Annotated in this window: 14 protein-coding genes; 5 read left to right on the top strand and 9 right to left on the bottom strand. The window is 65.9% G+C overall.

Features of this window, described 5'->3' with window-relative positions; all coding sequences use genetic code 11:
* Positions 1-19: 19 nt before the first annotated feature.
* From KW845_RS20260 to KW845_RS20275, 4 genes are all read left to right on the top strand, one after another.
* On the top strand, positions 20-1606 hold the full coding sequence (locus KW845_RS20260; protein WP_218371111.1) for an NAD(P)/FAD-dependent oxidoreductase: 1587 nt from the start codon (positions 20-22) through the stop codon (positions 1604-1606).
* A 4-nt stretch (positions 1607-1610) separates the two neighbouring features.
* The gene (locus KW845_RS20265; protein WP_218371112.1) at positions 1611-2690 is read left to right on the top strand and encodes an ABC transporter ATP-binding protein; all 1080 of its coding nucleotides are present in this window, start codon (positions 1611-1613) and stop codon (positions 2688-2690) included.
* Positions 2691-2778: 88 nt separating this feature from the next.
* Positions 2779-4425, top strand: coding sequence for a class I adenylate-forming enzyme family protein (locus KW845_RS20270; protein WP_218371113.1), 1647 nt, complete (start codon positions 2779-2781; stop codon positions 4423-4425).
* Between the two features lie 27 nt (positions 4426-4452).
* Positions 4453-5304: an amidohydrolase family protein gene (locus KW845_RS20275; protein ID WP_218371114.1), complete on the top strand. Its 852-nt coding sequence runs from the start codon at positions 4453-4455 to the stop codon at positions 5302-5304.
* A gap of 4 nt (positions 5305-5308) precedes the next feature.
* Here KW845_RS20275 and KW845_RS20280 read toward each other — a convergent pair whose 3' ends face one another.
* Positions 5309-5968 carry a glutathione S-transferase family protein gene (locus tag KW845_RS20280; protein ID WP_218371115.1) on the bottom strand — a complete coding sequence of 220 codons (660 nt, stop codon included), beginning with the start codon at positions 5966-5968 and terminating at the stop codon, positions 5309-5311.
* Between the two features lie 89 nt (positions 5969-6057).
* Positions 6058-8910, bottom strand: coding sequence for an excinuclease ABC subunit UvrA (uvrA, locus tag KW845_RS20285; protein WP_218371116.1), 2853 nt, complete (start codon positions 8908-8910; stop codon positions 6058-6060).
* 105 nt (positions 8911-9015) lie between these two features.
* Between uvrA and KW845_RS20290 the strand changes: the two genes are divergently transcribed.
* Positions 9016-10197 carry an MFS transporter gene (locus KW845_RS20290; protein WP_218371117.1) on the top strand — a complete coding sequence of 394 codons (1182 nt, stop codon included), beginning with the start codon at positions 9016-9018 and terminating at the stop codon, positions 10195-10197.
* 40 nt (positions 10198-10237) lie between these two features.
* On the opposite strand, the gene KW845_RS20295 is transcribed toward KW845_RS20290, so the two are convergent.
* From KW845_RS20295 to KW845_RS20325, 7 genes are all read right to left on the bottom strand, one after another.
* Positions 10238-11656: an amidase gene (locus tag KW845_RS20295; RefSeq protein WP_218371118.1), complete on the bottom strand. Its 1419-nt coding sequence runs from the start codon at positions 11654-11656 to the stop codon at positions 10238-10240.
* A 28-nt stretch (positions 11657-11684) separates the two neighbouring features.
* Complete coding sequence (locus KW845_RS20300) at positions 11685-12983, bottom strand: TRAP transporter large permease (RefSeq protein ID WP_218371119.1); 1299 nt, start codon at positions 12981-12983, stop codon at positions 11685-11687.
* Positions 12980-13459 carry a TRAP transporter small permease gene (locus tag KW845_RS20305; RefSeq protein ID WP_218371120.1) on the bottom strand — a complete coding sequence of 160 codons (480 nt, stop codon included), beginning with the start codon at positions 13457-13459 and terminating at the stop codon, positions 12980-12982. Before KW845_RS20305 ends, KW845_RS20300 begins: the two co-directional genes overlap by 4 nt.
* A 108-nt stretch (positions 13460-13567) precedes the next feature.
* The gene (dctP, locus tag KW845_RS20310; RefSeq protein ID WP_218371121.1) at positions 13568-14659 is read right to left on the bottom strand and encodes a TRAP transporter substrate-binding protein DctP; all 1092 of its coding nucleotides are present in this window, start codon (positions 14657-14659) and stop codon (positions 13568-13570) included.
* A gap of 63 nt (positions 14660-14722) precedes the next feature.
* Positions 14723-15445 (bottom strand): HpcH/HpaI aldolase/citrate lyase family protein, encoded by a 723-nt coding sequence (locus KW845_RS20315; RefSeq protein WP_218371122.1) that lies wholly within the window; start codon positions 15443-15445, stop codon positions 14723-14725.
* On the bottom strand, positions 15442-16332 hold the full coding sequence (locus KW845_RS20320; RefSeq protein WP_218371123.1) for an NAD(P)-dependent oxidoreductase: 891 nt from the start codon (positions 16330-16332) through the stop codon (positions 15442-15444). The genes KW845_RS20315 and KW845_RS20320 overlap by 4 nt, the downstream gene beginning before the upstream one ends.
* A 43-nt stretch (positions 16333-16375) precedes the next feature.
* Complete coding sequence (locus KW845_RS20325) at positions 16376-18133, bottom strand: thiamine pyrophosphate-binding protein (protein ID WP_218371124.1); 1758 nt, start codon at positions 18131-18133, stop codon at positions 16376-16378.
* Positions 18134-18235: the final 102 nt, after the last annotated feature.

Here is an 18235-nt window from a genome sequence, read left to right on the forward strand (position 1 = left end):
CGATCTGGGAGACGCTTGTTTGAACGCCGAAAAATATGACGCCGTGATCATCGGCGGCGGCCACAATGGCCTGGTGTGCGGCGCGTATCTGGCCCGTGCCGGCCGGCGCGTGTGCGTGCTGGAACGGCGCGACCTGATCGGCGGCGCCGCGGTCAGTGAAGCCGTATGGCCGGGCTACCGAGTCTCCACCGCATCCTACACGATGGCGCTTCTGCAGCCTCGCATCATGCTGGATCTGGAGTTGGCCCGCCATGGGTTGGAGGTCGTCCCGCCACCGCCCATGATCCACCTGTTCGAGCCCGGCAAGTACCTGGTGCTGGACGGCGACGATTCCGTGGCGAGGCAACTGGCCCGCTATAGCGAGGAAGATGCACGCGCGTACCCCGCCTACCGGGCGCACATGGCGGCGCTGGGGGCCATCGTGTCGCGGCTGCTTTGGGAGATCCCACCCGATCCGGCAGCGACATCGCTGTCCGCGCGCCTGGCGCTGCTGCGCTTTGCCTGGCGTTATCGCGGCCTGGGCGACCGCCTTCACGACATCTACGAGGTGCTGACACTGAGCGCGGCCGACTTCCTGCGCCGTTGGTTCCGGTCTGACGAAGCCTTGTGTGCACTGGGTTTCTACGTGGGTTGTGGCGGCGCCACTACCACCCTGTCGGCGCCAGGGTCGGCCTATGTGCTGTTGCGTGGCTACATTCGCGACCACACGACCGAGGCGGGCCCGGCGGGGTTCATCCGCGGCGGGATGGGCAGCATCTCGGAAGCGATTGCGCGCGCGGGCCAGGAACACGGCATGGTGATCCGCACCCAGGCGCCGGTGCGCCGGGTGGTGCTGAGCAAAGGAAGGGCATGCGGCGTGGAACTCGAAAACGGCGAGCAGATCCAGGCCGGTGCCGTCATATCCAACGCACCGGCCAAGCTGCTGTTTCGCAAGCTGGTGCCGCAGGATGCCCTGCCGGCTGCTTTTCTGGCGCGCGTCGATGCGATCCGCGACCATTCGCACGCGTTCAAGGTTCATATCGCACTTTCGCGCTTGCCACGCTTTGCCGGGCTGAATGCTGGCGACGTGGCTGGCGGCTACCCGGTGCAGGCTCGGCTGGCAGCCAGTACGGATGTGCTGGAGCAGGCCTATGACGACGCCAAGTACGGGCGCATCGCGGCACAACCCGCCCTGGTGGTGCTGACGCCCAGCGTCGTCGATGCCACCGTGGCGCCCGAGGGGCGGCACCTGATGACGATTTTCGGCCAGCATGCTCCATATCGCCTGCGGGGGCGGAACTGGGACGAGCACGCGCGCAACGAACTGCGCGAGGCAGTGCTGCGCACACTGGAACGCCACGCCCCGGATATCCGCGACTGCATAGAGCACATCCAGGTGCTTGGCCCGGCCGACATCGAGGCGCGATTCAGCTTGCCCGGAGGGCATGTCCATCATGGAGAGCTCAGTGCCGACCAGATATTCTTTCGCCGCCCAGTTCCTGGCGCAGCCGACTATCGCACCCCCGTGGCGGGACTTTATCAGTGTGGCGCCTCGGTGCATCCCGGGGGCGGCGTGACAGGCGTGCCCGGTTACAACGCGGCCCGAGTCATATTGTTGGGGAAATAAGCAAATGATCATGGTGGAATTGCAGCAGGTGTCGCGGCGCTACGGCGCGGTGCAGGCGCTGGCGCCAATCGACCTGCAGGTCAGGAAGGGCGAGTTCGTGACCCTGCTGGGCCCCAGCGGATCGGGCAAGACCACGCTGCTCAACCTGATCGCCGGCACGGTGGCGCCGTCGACAGGACGCGTCCTGATACGCGGCGAGGACGTCACGCACAGTCCGCCCAGCCGGCGGGAACTGGGCATGGTGTTCCAGAACTATGCCCTGATGCCGCACATGACGGTCTTCGAAAACATTGCTTTCCCACTGCGCGTGCGGCGGCTACCCAAACCGGAAATCGAGCGCAAGGTGCGCGAGGTCCTGGAACTGATCCGCTTGCCCGACGTCGCCCAGCGCCGGCCGCGCGAACTGTCCGGCGGCCAGCAGCAGCGCGTGTCGTTGGCGCGCTGCATCGTCTACAACCCCGCGCTGATCCTGCTGGATGAACCACTGGGCGCCCTGGACAAAAAACTGCGCGAGCACATGCAGCTGGAGATACGCAGCCTGCACGCCGAACTCGGCGTGACCATGCTCAACGTGACGCACGACCAGGACGAGGCCTTGACGATGTCTGATCGGATCGTGCTGATGAACGAAGGGCGCATTGAGCAACAAGCGACACCGGCGCAACTTTACTCGGCGCCGGTGAGCGTGTTCGCCGCCGACTTCCTGGGCACGGCCAATCTGATTGCCGGTGAAGTGTCCGAGCAGTCGGACGGGTGGGTGACATTGGCCACCCAGGTGGGCCCGTTGCGTGCCCGCGTGCCTGCTGCGGGCGCTTCGCCCGGCACGCGCGCCACGCTGGTGGTGCGGCCCGAGGCGATCGACGTCGTAAGGGGCGATACGCTGCCGCTGGCCGACCAGGTGGCGGTGGAGGGCACGTTGCGGGACCTGATCGTGCTGGGCAGCGTGTTGCGCTACCACGTGCGCACAGCGGGTGGCCAGGACTTCGTGGCGCAACAGCAGAATCATCGCCGGCACGCGGACATGCAGCGCGGCATGCCTGTGCGCCTGATTTGGGCGGCCGAGGATGGACAGTTGCTGGCCTAGGGCCTGTCCGCTGGGCGGGTAGGGCCGGTAAGCCCCGGCTTCATGATGGAAATGGGAACGTGGGCCGGCAGGCCCGTTGGAGGCATACGTGAATAGTTCGGCAGGGACCGTGCAAGCGGAAGCGGAAATGGCGCGCAGGCGGCGCGAGGAAAGCCTGGAGTTGCCAGAGACGCTCGGGGAATTCGTGCGCGAGCGCGCCGCGTTGATGGGCGAGCGCGTGGCGGCAGTGTGGTTCGATCAGCAGCGCAGCCTGACCTATCGCGAACTGGATGTCCAGGCCAACCGCCTGGCCGACAGCCTGATGGCATTGGGCGTGCGCAAGGGTTCGCATGTGGCGCTGATGCTGGGCAATTCGCCGGCGTTTCCGTTGAGCTGGGTGGCGCTTGGGCGCCTGGGCGCGGTGATGGTGCCGGTCAATACGGCCTATACCGAAGAAGAGATCCAATTCGTACTGAGCGATTCCGATGCCCAGTATCTCATCGTGGATGCGGCCTTCCTGCCACGCATCCAGGCCATGCGCGAATTGCCGCCGCTGCTCGATGCCGGCCGCATCATCGTGCATGGCGCCGCCCACGACGGCCCGCGCTGGGAGGACCTGGTGGAACAGGGGCGCGCCGATTTCGTATCCACGACGCCGGTCGCCCGCACCGACTTGCTGAACCTGCAATACACCTCGGGGACCACCGGATTTCCCAAGGGGTGCATGCTTAGCCATGACTACTGGATGATCCACGCCAACAATTCCGCGCGGCATCGGCGCTCTGCCGAAGGCGGTATCGAGAATGTGCTGATCTGGGCGCCATTTTTCTATATGGATCCGATGTGGCAGTTTCTCATGACGCTCAAGCTGGGCGGCACGGCCTACATCGCCGATCGCATGAGCTTGACGCGCTTCATGGACTGGCTGGTTTCCTACCGTATCCATTACTGCATCTTCCCCGAGCCTGCCTTGTCGCAGCATCCCGCCTCGGAACGCGATGCGCAGGTGCAACTGAGGTACGTCAGCATCTATGGCTGGACCGAGAGCGCGCGCAGGGAAGTGCGACGCCGCTTCAACGTCGTGGCTCGCGAAGGCTACGGCATGACTGAAATCGGTACCGGGTCGCTGGTGCCCGCCTGGGCCGACGACAAAGCCATACTGCGGACTTGCGGCCTGCCGATGGTCTTTCGCGAGTTCCAGATCTGCGACGAGGCGGGCCAACCGGTTTCCGACGGCGAAGCGGGGGAATTATGCGTGGCGGGCCGGGGAATATTCTGGGGCTACTACAAGCGTCCGCAAGCCAATGCCGAGAGCTTTCGCGGCAGGTGGTTCCGCACGGGCGACATTTTTCGCCGCGATGACGACGGGTTCTATTACCTGGTTGGCCGCATCAAGGAAATGATCAAGCGCGCTGGCGAGAATATCGCCGCCAACGAGGTCGAGGCGGTGCTGCGCTCGCTGGATGGCATCGAGGAGGCCGCCGTCGTGCCGGTTCCCGATCCGTTGCGACGCGAAGAGGTCAAGGCATACCTGAAGCTGCGCCAGGGGCTGACTCGGGATGACCTGCCGCCGGAGCGGGTGTTCGAACATTGCACGCGGCATCTGGCGGCTTTCAAGGTGCCGCGCTACCTGCAGTACATGGTGGACGATTTCCCGCGTACACCATCGCGCAAGATCGCCAAGAAAACCTTGATCGCCCAGGTGCAGGATCCCCTTGCCGGTGTGTATGACCGGCAGGAAGCGCGCTGGCGTTGATTTTTCACCCGAACAACAGAGGCCAGGATGCTTATCGATTTCTCGAGCCGCCCGCCGGTTCCCGAGCTGACGCTGCAGGCTTCCCATTTATCCAACTACCGGCGTGTCTACCAGGCCAGCGAGGCCCAGGTGCAACAGTCCGGCGGCGAGGATACGCTGGCGGAGTACCTGGCGACCTACGAGCGCCTGAATGCGCGCGCCGTCGTGCTCAAGGCGCGCGACCTGGAATCGACCTTTGGCGCGAAGATCGCCAACGAGGATGTTGCGCGATTCTGCCAGCAACATGGGCCGCGCTACCTGGGGTTTGCCGGAGTCGATCCGCATAAAGGCATGGCGGCCGTGCGAGAACTGGAGTTCGCCGTACGCGAACTGGGCCTGAAAGGCCTGAACGTGCAGGGTTTCGAGCACAAGCTGGCCATCGACGATCCGCTGCTATATCCCCTTTACGCGAAATGCATCGAGCTGGATATCCCGGTGAACATACATTGCGGCGCCAATTTTTCCACGCACTGCCTTATGGAGTACGGTCATCCGCGCGGCCTGGACCGCGTCATGTGCCAGTTCCCCGAGTTGCGGGTGTGTGCATCGCCGCCGGGCTGGCCCTGGATCCAGGAGCTGATCGGCGTTGCGTGGCGGCACCCGAATGTCTGGATCGGCGTGCTGGCCGTGCGGCCGAAGCTGCTGGGCAAGGCGAACTCGGGCTACGAGCCATTGTTGCAGTATGGCAAGAGCGTGCTCAAGCACAGGATGATCTGGGGCTCGGCGTTTCCCATGATGCCGGTCGAGCGCACGGTTGCCGAGCTGCAGGCGCTGCCCTTGAGCGACGCCGTGCGCGAAGCCTGGATGCTGCGCAACGCAGAAGCGTTCCTGCGCCTGTAGTGCGCTAGCGATGCGTGCGATACGGCTCGTCATCTGGCACGAACGTGCCTTCCGCGCGCGCGTCGCGTGTCCATTCTTGCATGGCGGGCAGGGCCAGCACGGCATCCATGTATGCGCGCACCGTGCCGGCTGCCGCCACCCCGTAGGTGGTGAAGCGCGACACCACCGGCGCGTAGAACGCGTCCGCGATCGAGAACTGGCCGAACAGGAACGGGCCGCCCTGGCCGAATTCGGCGCGCGTATCGTGCCAGATGGCCTGTACGCGCGATATATCGCCTTGCGCCGCTGAAATATCGATGCCCGGCAGGTGCGCCTCGATGTTCATGGGCATGGCCTGGCGTAGTTGGCCGAAGCCGCTGTGCATTTGCGCGGCCAATGATCGTGCCCGCGCGCGGGCCTGCGGGTCGGCCGGCCACAGGCCGGCCTGGGGATGGCGTTCGGCGGCGTACTCGCAGATGGCCAGCGAATCCCAGATGGCGAATTCGCCGTCCAGCAGCACCGGTACCAGGCCTGCCGGCGTCAGGGTTCCCAGGCGCTGGGCGAACTCGGGGGTGAACAGGGCCAGCTTCTGTTCCTGGAATGCGATGCCGCAGGCGCGCAGGGCCAGCCAGGGGCGCAGGGACCAGGACGAGTAGTTCTTGTTGCCGATGATGAGGGTGTACATGGCGGTAGCGGGCGGCGTCAGGGGGTGGAAAGGCGGCCGGGGCGGGAACACGGGGTGGCCCCGGTTCCGGCGGCGGTTCCAGTCTACCGCTAATTGTTGCGCCGCAACACCCGCCCCAGGTAATGCCCGGTATGGCTTTGCGGATTGGCGGCCACCTCTTCGGGAGTCCCGGTGGCCACCACGTACCCGCCGCCATCGCCGCCTTCCGGCCCCATGTCGACCAGCCAGTCGGCGGTCTTGATGACGTCGAGGTTGTGCTCGATGACCAGCACCGTGTTGCCGCTGTCGACCAGTTGGTTCAGTACCTGCAGCAGCATTTCGATGTCGCGGAAGTGCAGCCCGGTGGTGGGCTCGTCCAGGATGTACAGCGTGCGCCCCGTGCTGCGTCGCGATAGTTCCTGCGACAGCTTCACCCGCTGCGCCTCGCCACCGGACAGCGTGGTGGCGCTTTGCCCCAGGCGGATGTACGACAGGCCGACATCGATCAGGGTATGCAGCTTGCGCGCGATGGCGGGCACCGATTCGAAGTACTCCAGCGCCTGTTCGACGGTAAGGTCGAGCACTTCGCTGATATTGCGGCCCCGGTAGCGGATTTCCAGGGTTTCACGGTTGTAGCGCTTGCCGTGGCATACGTCGCACGGCACGTACATGTCGGGCAGGAAGTGCATTTCGACCTTGACCACGCCGTCGCCCTGGCAAGCTTCGCAGCGCCCGCCCTTGACGTTGAAGCTGAAGCGTCCCGGGTCGTAGCCGCGCGTGCGCGATTCGGGTACCCCGGCGAACAGCTCGCGTATGGGCGTGAACAGGCCGGTATAGGTGGCCGGATTGCTGCGCGGCGTGCGGCCGATGGGGCTTTGGTCGACGCTGATGATCTTGTCGAAGTGTTCCAGCCCGCTGATCGACGCATACGGGGCGGGTTCGCTCTGGGCATGGTGCAGCTGGCGAGATACCGCCACGGCCAGCGTGTCGTTGACCAGCGTGGATTTGCCCGAGCCGGACACGCCGGTCACGCACACCAGGCGCCCGGCCGGGATGCGCAGGTCCACGGTTTTCAGGTTGTTGCCGCTGGCGCCTTCCAGCAACAGCCACGGCTGCTCGTCGGTTACCGCGCGCCGCTTGGGCACCGCGATGGCGCGCCGGCCGCTCAGGTACTGCCCGGTCAGCGAGGCGGGGTCGTCCTGCACGGTTTCGGGCGTGCCCTGCGCCACGACCTGGCCGCCGTGCTCGCCCGCGCCCGGGCCCATGTCGACGACCCAGTCGGCCAGCCGGATCATGTCTTCGTCGTGTTCGACCACGATGACGCTGTTGCCGAGATCGCGCAGGTGTTGCAGCGTGCCGATCAGGCGGTCGTTGTCGCGCTGGTGCAGGCCGATGGAAGGCTCGTCCAGTACGTACATCACCCCGGTCAGGCCCGAGCCGATCTGGCTGGCCAGCCGGATGCGCTGCGCCTCGCCGCCCGAGATGGTGTCGGCGCTGCGGTCCAGCGACAGGTAATTCAGGCCGACATTGTTCAGGAAGGTCAGGCGCGCTTCGATTTCGCGCACGATGCGCTGGGCGATTTCCTGCTTGGAGCCGGTCAGTGTCAGCGCGCGGAACCACGCCAGGCAGTCCGACAGCGGCATGGCCTCGACTTCGTAGATGGCCTGGCCGCGCCGTTCGCCTTCGCGTGCGTCGTCGCCGATAAGCACATGGCGGGCTTCGGCCCGCAGCCGCGAGCCGCCGCAATCGGGGCAGGTCTTGATGTTGCGGTACTTGCCCAGCTCTTCGCGCACGGTGGCCGAGTCGGTTTCGCGCCAGCGGCGTTCCAGGTTGGGGATGACGCCCTCGAAGGTGTGCCGCTTTACCGTACTGCGGCCTTTTTCGTTCAAGTACAGGAATGCGATTTCTTCGTCGCCCGACCCGTACAGCACTGTGTTGCGCACCTCTTCGGGCAGGTCTTCGAACGGCGTTTCGATGTCGAATTCATAGTGCGCCGCCAGGCTGGTCAGCAGCGAATGCGTGAAGGCGTTGCGGCGGTCCCAGCCGCGGATGGCGCCGGCGGCCAGGCTGAGCTCGGGGAAGGCCACCACGCGCTTCGGGTCGAAGAATCCGACTTGCCCGATGCCGTCGCACGTGGGGCAGGCGCCCATGGGGTTGTTGAAGCTGAACAGCCTGGGCTCGAGTTCGGGCAGGCTGTGGCTACACACGGGGCAGGCGTAGCGGCTGGAAAACACCTGTTCGCGGCCGCTGTCCATCTCTAGCGCCACGGTGCGGCCATCGGCCAGCTGCATGGCGGTTTCGAAGCTTTCGGCCAGGCGCTGCTTGCTTTCGGGCTTGATGCGCAGGCGGTCGACCACGACGTCGATGTCGTGTTTCTCGCTTTTTTTCAGCGGGGCCATTTCGCTGATTTCCAGCATCTGGCCGTCGACCCGCAGCCGCACGTAGCCCTGGGCCTGCAGGCTGGCGCATTCGTCTTCGAAACTGCCCTTGCGGGCGCGTGCGATGGGCGCCAGCACCGCCAGCCGGGTGTCGGCCGGCCAGGCCAGCACGGCATCGACCATCTGGCTGACGCTTTGTGCCTGCAGGGGCAGGCCATGGTCGGGGCAATAAGGGGTACCCACCCGGGCGTACAGCAGCCGCAGGTAATCATGGATTTCGGTGATGGTACCCACGGTAGACCGCGGGTTATGCCCGGCGGCCTTCTGCTCGATGGAAATCGCCGGCGACAGGCCCTCGATCAGGTCTACATCGGGTTTGTCCATCAACTGCAGGAACTGCCGGGCGTAGGCCGACAAGCTTTCCACGTAGCGGCGCTGCCCCTCGGCGTACAGGGTGTCGAACGCCAGCGACGATTTGCCCGAGCCGGACAGGCCCGTTACCACCACCAGCTTGTGGCGGGGCAGGTCGAGCGAGACGTTCTTGAGATTGTGGGTGCGCGCACCCCGAATGCGTATCGCGTCCATCGGGCTTCAGTGTGAACAGGCCTTTAAGCGATTTCAAAGGCCAACTTGGTACTATAGCGCGCCGAGTCCTTTCCCGTATAAGGCCTCTGACCTGACCTCTTCTGCATGCCGGCTGATACAAAACTGAAATTGACTCCGTCCGAACGGCGTGCCAGCGTCGCGCTGGCCGGCCTGTTTGCCTGCCGGATGCTGGGCCTGTTCCTGCTGTTGCCGGTGTTTGCCGTGGCAGCAAGCGGGCTGCCCGGGGGCAACGACCCGGTGCGGGTCGGCCTGGCCCTGGGCATGTACGGGTTGACCCAGGCTTTCATGCAGATCCCCTTCGGCCTGGCGTCCGACCGCTGGGGGCGCCGCCCCGTAGTGATCGCCGGCCTGCTGCTGTTCATTGTTGGCAGCGTGGTGTGCGCCCTGGCGCAAGACGTCTTCTGGATCACCATTGGTCGCGCCATCCAGGGGGCGGGCGCGATTTCGGCGGCCGTGACGGCCTGGCTGGCCGACGCCACCCGCGACGCCGTGCGCACCCGTGCCATGGCCATGGTGGGGGCCTCGATCGGGCTGTCGTTCGCCGTGTCGCTGGTGCTGGCGCCCGTATTGGTGGGCTGGTGGGGGTTGTCGGGCCTGTTCTGGACCATTGCCTGCCTGGGCGTGGCCAGCCTGGCGGTGGCCCGCTGGGTGGTACCCGTGGTGCCCCGTAGCGACGCGCGCAGCATGAATGTAAGGCCCCGGCAGGTGTTGGCGCACGCCGACCTGCTGCGCCTGAATTTCGGCGTGTTCGTCCTGCACTGCACGCAGGTGGCGCTGTTCGTGGTGGTGCCGGCCCTGCTGGCGCACGCGGGCGACCTGGCTGCGAAAGACCTGTGGAAGGTCTACCTGCCGATCATCGTTGTGTCGTTCGTGCTGATGGTGCCGGTGATCTTCGTGGCCGAGCGGCATCGCGCCCATCGCGGCGCCCTGCGCGCCTCGGTGGCCGGCCTGGCCGTGGTGTGTGCGCTGCTGCCGGCTGCCAGCCACGGTTTCACCACCCTGGCCATCGCCATGACGGCCTTTTTCGTGGTGTTCAATATCCTGGAAGCCCTGCAGCCCTCGCTGGTGTCGCGCGTGGCGCCGGCCCAGTACAAGGGGTTGGCCCTGGGCTTCTACAACACCGCCCAGGCCGCCGGCCTGTTCTGCGGGGGCGCGCTGGGCGGCTGGCTGGCCGCCTATGCCGGTGCCAACGCGGTGTTCCTGGGGGCGGCCGGCCTGGCCGTGGTCTGGCTGGCGGTGACCTGGGCGTTGAAGCCGCTGTCGTAGGGGCCAATGGGCCGTTGCATGCGGCCGGCCCGGCACCGGCCTACAGGGCCGGGCGCAAGCGATGAAACGCAGTCGCTCGCTGGAATGCCGTTCCCAGCCGCAGCAGAATGCCTTCGCGCCAGGGCGCAGCCACCAGTTGCACGGACATCGGCAGGCCGTCCGGGGTCAGCCCGCAGGGCAAGGCAATTGCGCAAAGCCCGTAGTAGCCGACGAAGCGGGTCAACCTGCTGGGCGCAAGATCATTTTCATCGAGCGTTGCCACCGGCTGGGCCTGGACTGGCAAGGTGGGCAGCACCAGCACATCGGTGGCCTCGAAGAGCTCGCGGAATTCGCGCTTGCGCTGACTGCGCTGTTCCAGCGCCGCCGCATAGCGCGGCGCGTCCCAGTCGCGGCCTCGCAGCACGCGTGCCCGCGAGGCCGCATCGCCCGTATCTAGCGCGGCGAGAATATGCTCGCCATGCCCGGCGTACGCTTCTGCGGCAATGATGCCGCCGGTTTCCTGCTGGTCTGCCGCGAAATCGACCCTCTGGCATGCCGCGTCGTGTTTCAGGCAGCCCAGGCCGGACAGGATCTCGGCTGCCTGCCGTACCCCTTCCTGGATGGCCGGCTGCACATCGCCCAGCGCATCTTGGCCGATCACGGTGTAGCGCAGCCCCTGCACGGGCCTGGCCAATTGGCCGATGAAGTCCTCGGGCGGCGCCTGCCAGGTGGCCGGATCGTGGGCGTCCGGACCATGGATTGCCTGCAGCAGCAGGGCGGCGTCCTCGGCTGTCCATGCCATTGGCCCCACCGTATCCAGCGTGTGGCTGACCAGGTCGAAGCCATGATTGCTGATGCGGCCCTGGGTCGTCTTGAGCCCGGTCAGCCCGCAGAAGGCGGACGGGATCCGGACCGAGCCCCCGGTATCGGTGCCGATCGCACCGGCCGCCAGCCCCGCCGCTACCGCGACCGCCGATCCGCTGCTGGAACCGCCGGGTGAACGATGCGTCGCCAGGTCCCAGGGATTGCGCGGGGTGCCCAGAGCCTGGTTGGTGCCCCAGCCGCCGAAGGCGAACTCCACCAGATGGGTCTTGCCCAGCAAGACCGCGCCGGCCGCCAGCAGCCGCTGCACGACCGTTGCGGTCTGCGTGGCCGGCTGGCGCTGACGGTACACGCTGGAACCTGCCATGGTCCGATAGCCCTCGACAGCCGCCAGGTCTTTGACCGCGATCGGCACACCCTCGAGTATGCCCACCGGCAGGCCCGAGGCCAGGCGCAGGTCGCTGGCCCGTGCCGCTGCCAGCGCCTGGCTGGCGAATACTTCGGCGTAGGCGTGGAATTCATTCCCGCGCGCGGCGATGCGCTCGAGATAGGCGGCGGTCAGCGCTTCCGAGCTCAGCGTGCGCGCCCGCAACGCGCGTGCAAGGTCGCCCAGCGGCTGGTTCCAGGGCGGCTGGCTGGCGGTATCGTGTGGCTTCATTGTTGTTCTCCCAAAGGCACGGGGCCGCTTAACGCAAGACCACCGTGACGATGGAGGGGAAGAAAATCATCAAGACGATCAATAGCAGTTCCATGAAGATGAACGGCACCACCCCGCGGTAGATTTCGCCCAGTTTCAGTCCCGGCACGGAACCCTGGACAACGAAGGCATTGATTCCCACGGGCGGTGTGACGGCACCGATTTCGATGAGCTTGGTCACGATGATGCCGAATAGCACGGGGTTGATGCCGGCTTGCTCGATGATGGGAAATACTACCGGCATCGTGATGAAGATCATCGAGATACCGTCGATGAAGCAACCCAGCAGGATGTACGGCACGATCAGCAGCAGCAACAGCGTGACCGGCGACAGGTTCAGCCCTGCGACAGTGCTTGCCAGCAAGGCGGGCAATTGCGTCGTGCCCAGGGCCACGCTGAACACCGCCGAGCCTATCATCAACATGAAGATGGATGCCGAGCTCGAACCCGTCTCCAGCAGGCCGCGCCAGATGGCGCCCTTTTCCCTGTCCTTGCGGAACAGGGCGAAGGCCAGCGCCAGGCAGGCGCCGATACCAGCCGCTTCAGTGGCGGTTGCCAGCCCGGAATAAATGGAGCCGATCACCACAATGAACAGCACCACGACTTCCCAGGCAGCCAGGGTCGCGTTGGCGCGTTCTTTCCAGGATGCTTTGGGCAAGCGCGTGCGCCGCACCAGGTCCGGGTCCCTGCGCACCATGAAGTAAAGGCCCAGGGCATAGACCAGCGCGGTCAGGAAACCGGGGATCAGGGCGCCGATGAACAGGTCGGCGATCGACACGTTGGTGGCGATGGAATAGATGATCAGGATGCCGCTGGGCGGAATCAGGATGCCCAGCGCACCGGCAATCGCCACCGGCCCGGCCGCCAGGCGCTGTGGGTAGCCCATGCGCAGCATTTCCGGCACGGTCACCTTCGAGATGGTTGCCGCCGTTGCCACGCTGGAGCCGCAAACCGTGGAAAACCCGGCGCAGGCGAACACTGTGGCGATCGGCAGGCCGCCGGCGATATGCCCCACCCAGCTCTTCGCGCTGCGATAGGCCTTTTCCGACAGGCCGGCTGAAAACGCCAGGTGGCCCATCAACAGGAACAGGGGTATGACAATCAGCGCCAGGTTCGCCACGCTGGTGTATGGCAGGCTTTCCATCAGGAACGCCGTGCCTCGTACGCCGCGGATGGCAAACAGCCCCGCCGCGCCGACGGCCATCAAAGTGAGCGCTACCGGGATTCCCGCCAGCAGCAGCACGATGACGCCGCCTATCATCAAATATCCGATCTCGGTCGGGCTCATTCTTTTTCTCCGGCCACAGGGTTGACAGGCGCGGCGGCATCGCCGTCGCCGCGGCACGCATCCAGCGTGTCCAGCAGGAACACGACGGCCAACAGCGCCAGCCCCAGCGCCGCCAGGATCTTCGCCGGCCACACCGGGAAGGCCACGACGGCATACGACTGCTCGAGGCGCTGCGTGGAAGCAATCGCCCCACGGATGGCGTACCAGGCGAAGCCGCCGCTGATGAGCGTGCAGGCCAGGTAGCGGATTGCCTGCACCCAGCGTATGGCGGGCGCCGGCAGCAAGGCATCGAGCACCGTGACCTGGAAATGCTCGCGCTTGACCTGCGCCACGGGCATGGCCAGGAAGACGATCAGGACCAACAGCATGATGCCCGCTTCAGCCATGCCGTAGACGGCCTCGCCGAACAGGCTGCGCGCCAGGATATCTGGCACCACGGACAGCATCAGCAGCACGGTCGCAATGCCGGAGAGCATTCCCAGCCTGACGCAGAAGCGGCGGATGCAATGATTCAATCGGATATACATGGCATGCCTGAAAACAGGAAAGAAGCAGGCGGCTGCCGCCGCCCGCGATGTGGAACGTTACTTGCCGGCGGCCAACTGATCGAAGCCGGTCGTATAGGGGGTTTGGGCCTCGTGCTCGCGCGTCAGGGCGATGAAATCGTCCAGGAACTTCTGCGGGTCATCGACCCGGCCTCGCACGGTGTCCATCCATTTCTGGTTCACGGCCGGTTGCGCCGTCGCCTTCCAGCGCGCGGCTTCTTCCTCGTCCATGCGCACGTAGTCCATGCGCGGCGTCGCGCGCGCCAACTCGACCGCCCGGGCCACTTCTTTGCGATATCCGTCGAAGTACACCTTGGGCGTTTCGGCGGCCACTTCCGTGATCACCTTCTGCGCCTCGGGGTCCAGCGACTTCCACGTGTCCTGGTTGATGGCCCAGGTCACCAGCGTGTAGACCCCCATGCGGCCCGCATTCGAGGCATGGGGCGCCATGTCATAAACCTTGGTGATGATCGCCTGGTTGAACGGCGTGCCGCTGACGCCTTCGGCCCCGCCACGCTGCACCAGCTCCAGCGCCTCGACCCAGGGAATACTGATGGGCGTGCCGCCGAGCGCGCGGATGGCGTCGGCCACGCCGGTGATGGCGCGCACGCGCGCGCCCTTGAGATCTTCGGCGGTGTGGATGGGCTTGTTGGTCCATAGCGTGTTCTCGCCCGAGCCCAATGCCCACAGCAGCCGCTGGTTGTTGTCCAGGTACTCTTGCTGCAGTGCCGGCGTACGCTGGTACAGGTCGGAGAATGCCTGCGTGACGGCGGGCGGGTTCTCCGAGATGAAAGGCAGCACCACGCCGGTCAGCGGGAACTCGCGCGGGTTGAATGCGGCGGGAACGGCCGAGGCGATATCGGCGGCGCCCGAAGCCAGGCCGGAACTCATCTCGGCCGTCTTCAGCAGGCTGCCGCCGTAATAGGGCTCGAACGTGATGCGGCCGTTGGTGCGCTTAGTTACCTCGTCCATGAAGTACTTCGCCGACGTCTCGTAGAAGTCGTTGGATCCGTAGAATGTGGCGTAGGTCAGTTTCTGGGGCTTCGGCGTCTGCGCGCCGGCCTGGCAGGCGCCCAGGCCCAGGATCGCCGCGCAGGCGACTTTCAGGGTGGCAATGGCATAGCGATTCACTCGGACTCTCCTCTTTCTCGATAGAACGGAATGCAACGGCCTGATCGGACAGGCCTGGATTTATTACCGCGCACGGTTCCCTGGCGGACGGGCGCGAAGTTCCGCAGGCAGGCCCGCCAACGTATTCCATTGCCGCAGGCCCATCTGGATGAAGTCATTGACGTGGGTATAGAGCATGGTGGCGCCGCGCGCCTGCCAGTACTGCAGGTCGTGGTCCTTGACCAGGAACCCGGCGGCGCGTCCCTGCGCGCGAATACGCTGCAGCACCTGCGTCATGGTGTCCATGACCGCCGGCTGGCGGTAGTCGCCGGCAAACCCCATGCTTTTCGCCAGGTCGACCGCGCCGATGAAGAAGCAGTCCACTTCGGGCAGGGCCAGGAACTCGTCGAGTTCGGCCACTGCCTGGGCGGATTCGATCTGCACGATGATGGTCTTGGCCTCGATCTCGCGCGGCACCACATAGCGGATGTCGGCCAGCGCGGTTTTCACCTGCTGCGCGCTGTTCAATCGGGGAATGACCAGGCCGTCGATGTCGCGCATCAGGTAGCGCTCGATGGTCCATGGCTCGACCGAGGGGATGCGCACCAGGGCGCTGACGCCATGCAGGCGCGCCGCGCGGGCCATGTCCTCGATGTCTTCGAAACTGGGGTTGCCTTGCTCGGCGTCGAGCATGATGGCGTCGATGCCGAGCCGGCAGACGAAAGCCGCCAAGCCGGCGCACGCGTGGTCCGCATTGACCAGGCCCACGGTCTGGCCGCTGCGCAAGCGTTGCTTGAAGTCCGTCATGACGATGCTCCTTCGGAAGGCTGCACGGCCTTCAACTGCCGATAAATATCGAACAATCGCGTATCGCTGGCCGCTGCCAGCCCCTGTGCCTGCGCCGACGCGAATACGTGGCGAGCGGCCCGGGCCATGGGCATTGCCTGCGCGACTGCCCCGGCTTCGTGCAAGGCGATGTCGAGATCCTTGAGAAATATTCCTACCGTTGCCTGGGGCTCGTGATCCCCGTTCACCATGCGCAATGCACGCTTGTCGAACATGACGGAATTGCCGGAGCTATCCCGCACTGCCCGGACCAGTTGTTGCAGGTCCACGCCTGTGCGCTGTCCCAGCGCCAGCGCTTCGGCGGCAAGCGCGATATGCGAGGCGACCAGCACCTGGTTGATCATCTTCACGGCGGAACCGGTGCCCGCCTCGCCGACGTGGTGCACGCGCATCGCGCACGTGCTCATCAGCGGGCCGAGCGCGGCCGCTGCCTCGTTGCTGCCACCGGCAAGCACCGACAGCGTGCCGGTGCGGGCGCCGGCGACCCCGCCGCTGACCGGGCCGTCCAGCATCAATATGCCGCGCTGGTCCAGGGTCCGGGCCAGCGCACGCGCATAATCCGGCCCGACAGTGCACGCCAGCCAGACCGCCGCGCCGGGCTGCAGGGTGGCCAGCAAGCCCTCGGGCCCCGACAGGACCGCGTCCGCCTGCTCGGCGTTATGCACGACGATGACCGCGAAACGGGCGCCGCGCGCTGCCTGTGCCGGCGTGCCGGCCGCGTGCCCGCCGCTTGCAACGAGTCGGTCCAGGGCGTCGGGCCGCAGGTCCACGCCATGCACGGCATAGCCGTTGGCCGCCATGCGGGCAGCCATCGGCCCGCCCATCATGCCCAGGCCGATGCACGCCACACGGTCGCCGCAGGCGGCTGGCGCCGCGCCGCTCACTGCCGCACTACGCAATTCGATCCCCCTTGCGGATCACGGCGGCGCGATTGTCCACGCCGGGCAGCATGCGGGACGGATCGCGCGTCACCACCACATCCACCACCACCGGCCCACGGGTTGCCAGCGCCTGGCGCAGCGAGGACTCGAGCTGTTCGGGATCTTCGACGCGGATACCGGTGCAGCCCATCGCCTGGGCGACGCGGGCGAAGTCCACTTCTTCCAGGTCCGACGACAGGTAGCTGTCTGCCCCATACATCAGGTGCTGCAATGCCTTCACGTAGCCTGACGCGGCGTTGTTGACCACCACGATGACGATGTCCAGCGCCAGGCGCCTGGCCGTTTCCAGGTCGCCCAGCACCATGCAGAAGCCGCTGTCGCCGGTCAGGCTGAGCACCGGCTTGCCCGGCTGGCCAAGCGCCACGCCCATGGCTCCCGGCAGGCCGTAGCCGATGGACGCAAAGCCGCGGTCCGGAATGAAATGACGGCCGGCCGCCTTGGTGTCGAACAGCAGGCCGCCCCAGTGGGCCGCAAAGCCGCCATCGGCCACCAGGTAGCCGTCGGCGGGCAGCACTTTCTGGATTTCCGTCAGCAGGCGGGCCACGTTGATCGGTTTTTCTCCGGACAACAGCCTGTCGGCCACTGATTCGCGCCAGGCATGCATGCGCACCGACACATCATCGGCATAGGCCTGCTGCCGCGCGTGGATGGTCTCGGCCTGCCCGCGCAGGGCGTCGTGCAGGTCCTGGATGCCCAGCCTGGCATCGCCCCACAACAGGATTTCCGGCGCCAGGGTCCTGCCGAATTCCTCGGCCACGATATCCAGATGGATGATGCGCTTGCCGGGGCCCGGCACGGTGTAGCGCTTGGTGGCGATTTCCCCCAGCTTGCAGCCGACCACCAGCAGCACGTCGGCTTCTTCGATCAGCTTGTTGGCGATACGGTCGTAGCGGCCGAACAGCCCCGCGTTAAGGGGGGTGTCGCACGCAATGGCGCCCTTGCCGGTCAGGGTGTGCGCCACGGGCAGGTTCAGCGCGTTCGATAATGCGGTCAGCGCCTCGGCGGCGCCCGACAGGTGCACGCCACCGCCTGCCAGCACGAGCGGGCGCCGGGCCTGCGCCAGCAATGCCGCTGCCTGCGCGAGTTCTTCCGCAGCGGGGCGCGTGCGCAATGCCGGGGCGGCCTCATACCGGGCATCGACGACGAATTCGGACGCCAGGTATTCGTACGTATCGTGCATGATGTCTTCGGGGACATCCACCACGACGGGGCCGGGACGGCCGGTGGTGGCGACCGCGAATGCGCGGCGCATCAACTCGGGGATGCGCGACACCATTTCCACTCGGATGATTTCCTTGCAAGCCGGTCGCAGGATTTCAACCTGGCGGCTTTCCTGCGTCATGTTTTTCCAGGCATGGTCGCGATGGGTATCGCCCACGACGCAGACCACCGGGCTGCCGGCGTTCAAGGCTTCGGTCAGCGCCGTCACCATATTGGTCGCGCCGGGCCCGACAGTGGCGTCGGCCAGGCCGACGCGGCCTGTGGCCTTGGCGTAGGCGTCGGCAAGGAACACGGCGTTTCGTTCGTCGTGGATGAGGTGATGCTGCATACCCAGGCGGCGCGCCGCATCGTACAGCGGCAGCAACTGGAATCCGCCCATGCCGAACATCGGGCCGCCATTGAATGCCTGGATGATGCGCACAATGGCTTCGCCTCCCGACATGGAAAGGGTGGGCGGATGGTCAGAAGTTGTCTGGCTGCTATGCATGGTGCGGATCCTGTATCTGATTTCTGGTGGCGCAAAGCCGTCACTTTGCCACTCGACCCGCATGCTATCTCTGTTATCGAGACAAAGAAACGGAATAGATGC

This window comes from Bordetella sp. BOR01 (assembly GCF_019218885.1).
Taxonomy (GTDB): Bacteria; Pseudomonadota; Gammaproteobacteria; order Burkholderiales; family Burkholderiaceae_B; genus Bordetella_A.

Coding starts and splice junctions, on each gene's coding strand:
- KW845_RS20265 (WP_218371112.1), top strand. CDS start 1,611: ATGATCATGGTGGAATTGCAGCAGGTGTCGCGGCGCTACGGCGCGGTG.
- KW845_RS20275 (WP_218371114.1), top strand. CDS start 4,453: ATGCTTATCGATTTCTCGAGCCGCCCGCCGGTTCCCGAGCTGACGCTG.
- KW845_RS20280 (WP_218371115.1), bottom strand. CDS start 5,968: ATGTACACCCTCATCATCGGCAACAAGAACTACTCGTCCTGGTCCCTG.
- uvrA (WP_218371116.1), bottom strand. CDS start 8,910: ATGGACGCGATACGCATTCGGGGTGCGCGCACCCACAATCTCAAGAAC.
- KW845_RS20290 (WP_218371117.1), top strand. CDS start 9,016: ATGCCGGCTGATACAAAACTGAAATTGACTCCGTCCGAACGGCGTGCC.
- KW845_RS20295 (WP_218371118.1), bottom strand. CDS start 11,656: ATGAAGCCACACGATACCGCCAGCCAGCCGCCCTGGAACCAGCCGCTG.
- KW845_RS20300 (WP_218371119.1), bottom strand. CDS start 12,983: ATGAGCCCGACCGAGATCGGATATTTGATGATAGGCGGCGTCATCGTG.
- KW845_RS20305 (WP_218371120.1), bottom strand. CDS start 13,459: ATGCTCTCCGGCATTGCGACCGTGCTGCTGATGCTGTCCGTGGTGCCA.
- KW845_RS20315 (WP_218371122.1), bottom strand. CDS start 15,445: ATGACGGACTTCAAGCAACGCTTGCGCAGCGGCCAGACCGTGGGCCTG.
- KW845_RS20325 (WP_218371124.1), bottom strand. CDS start 18,133: ATGCATAGCAGCCAGACAACTTCTGACCATCCGCCCACCCTTTCCATG.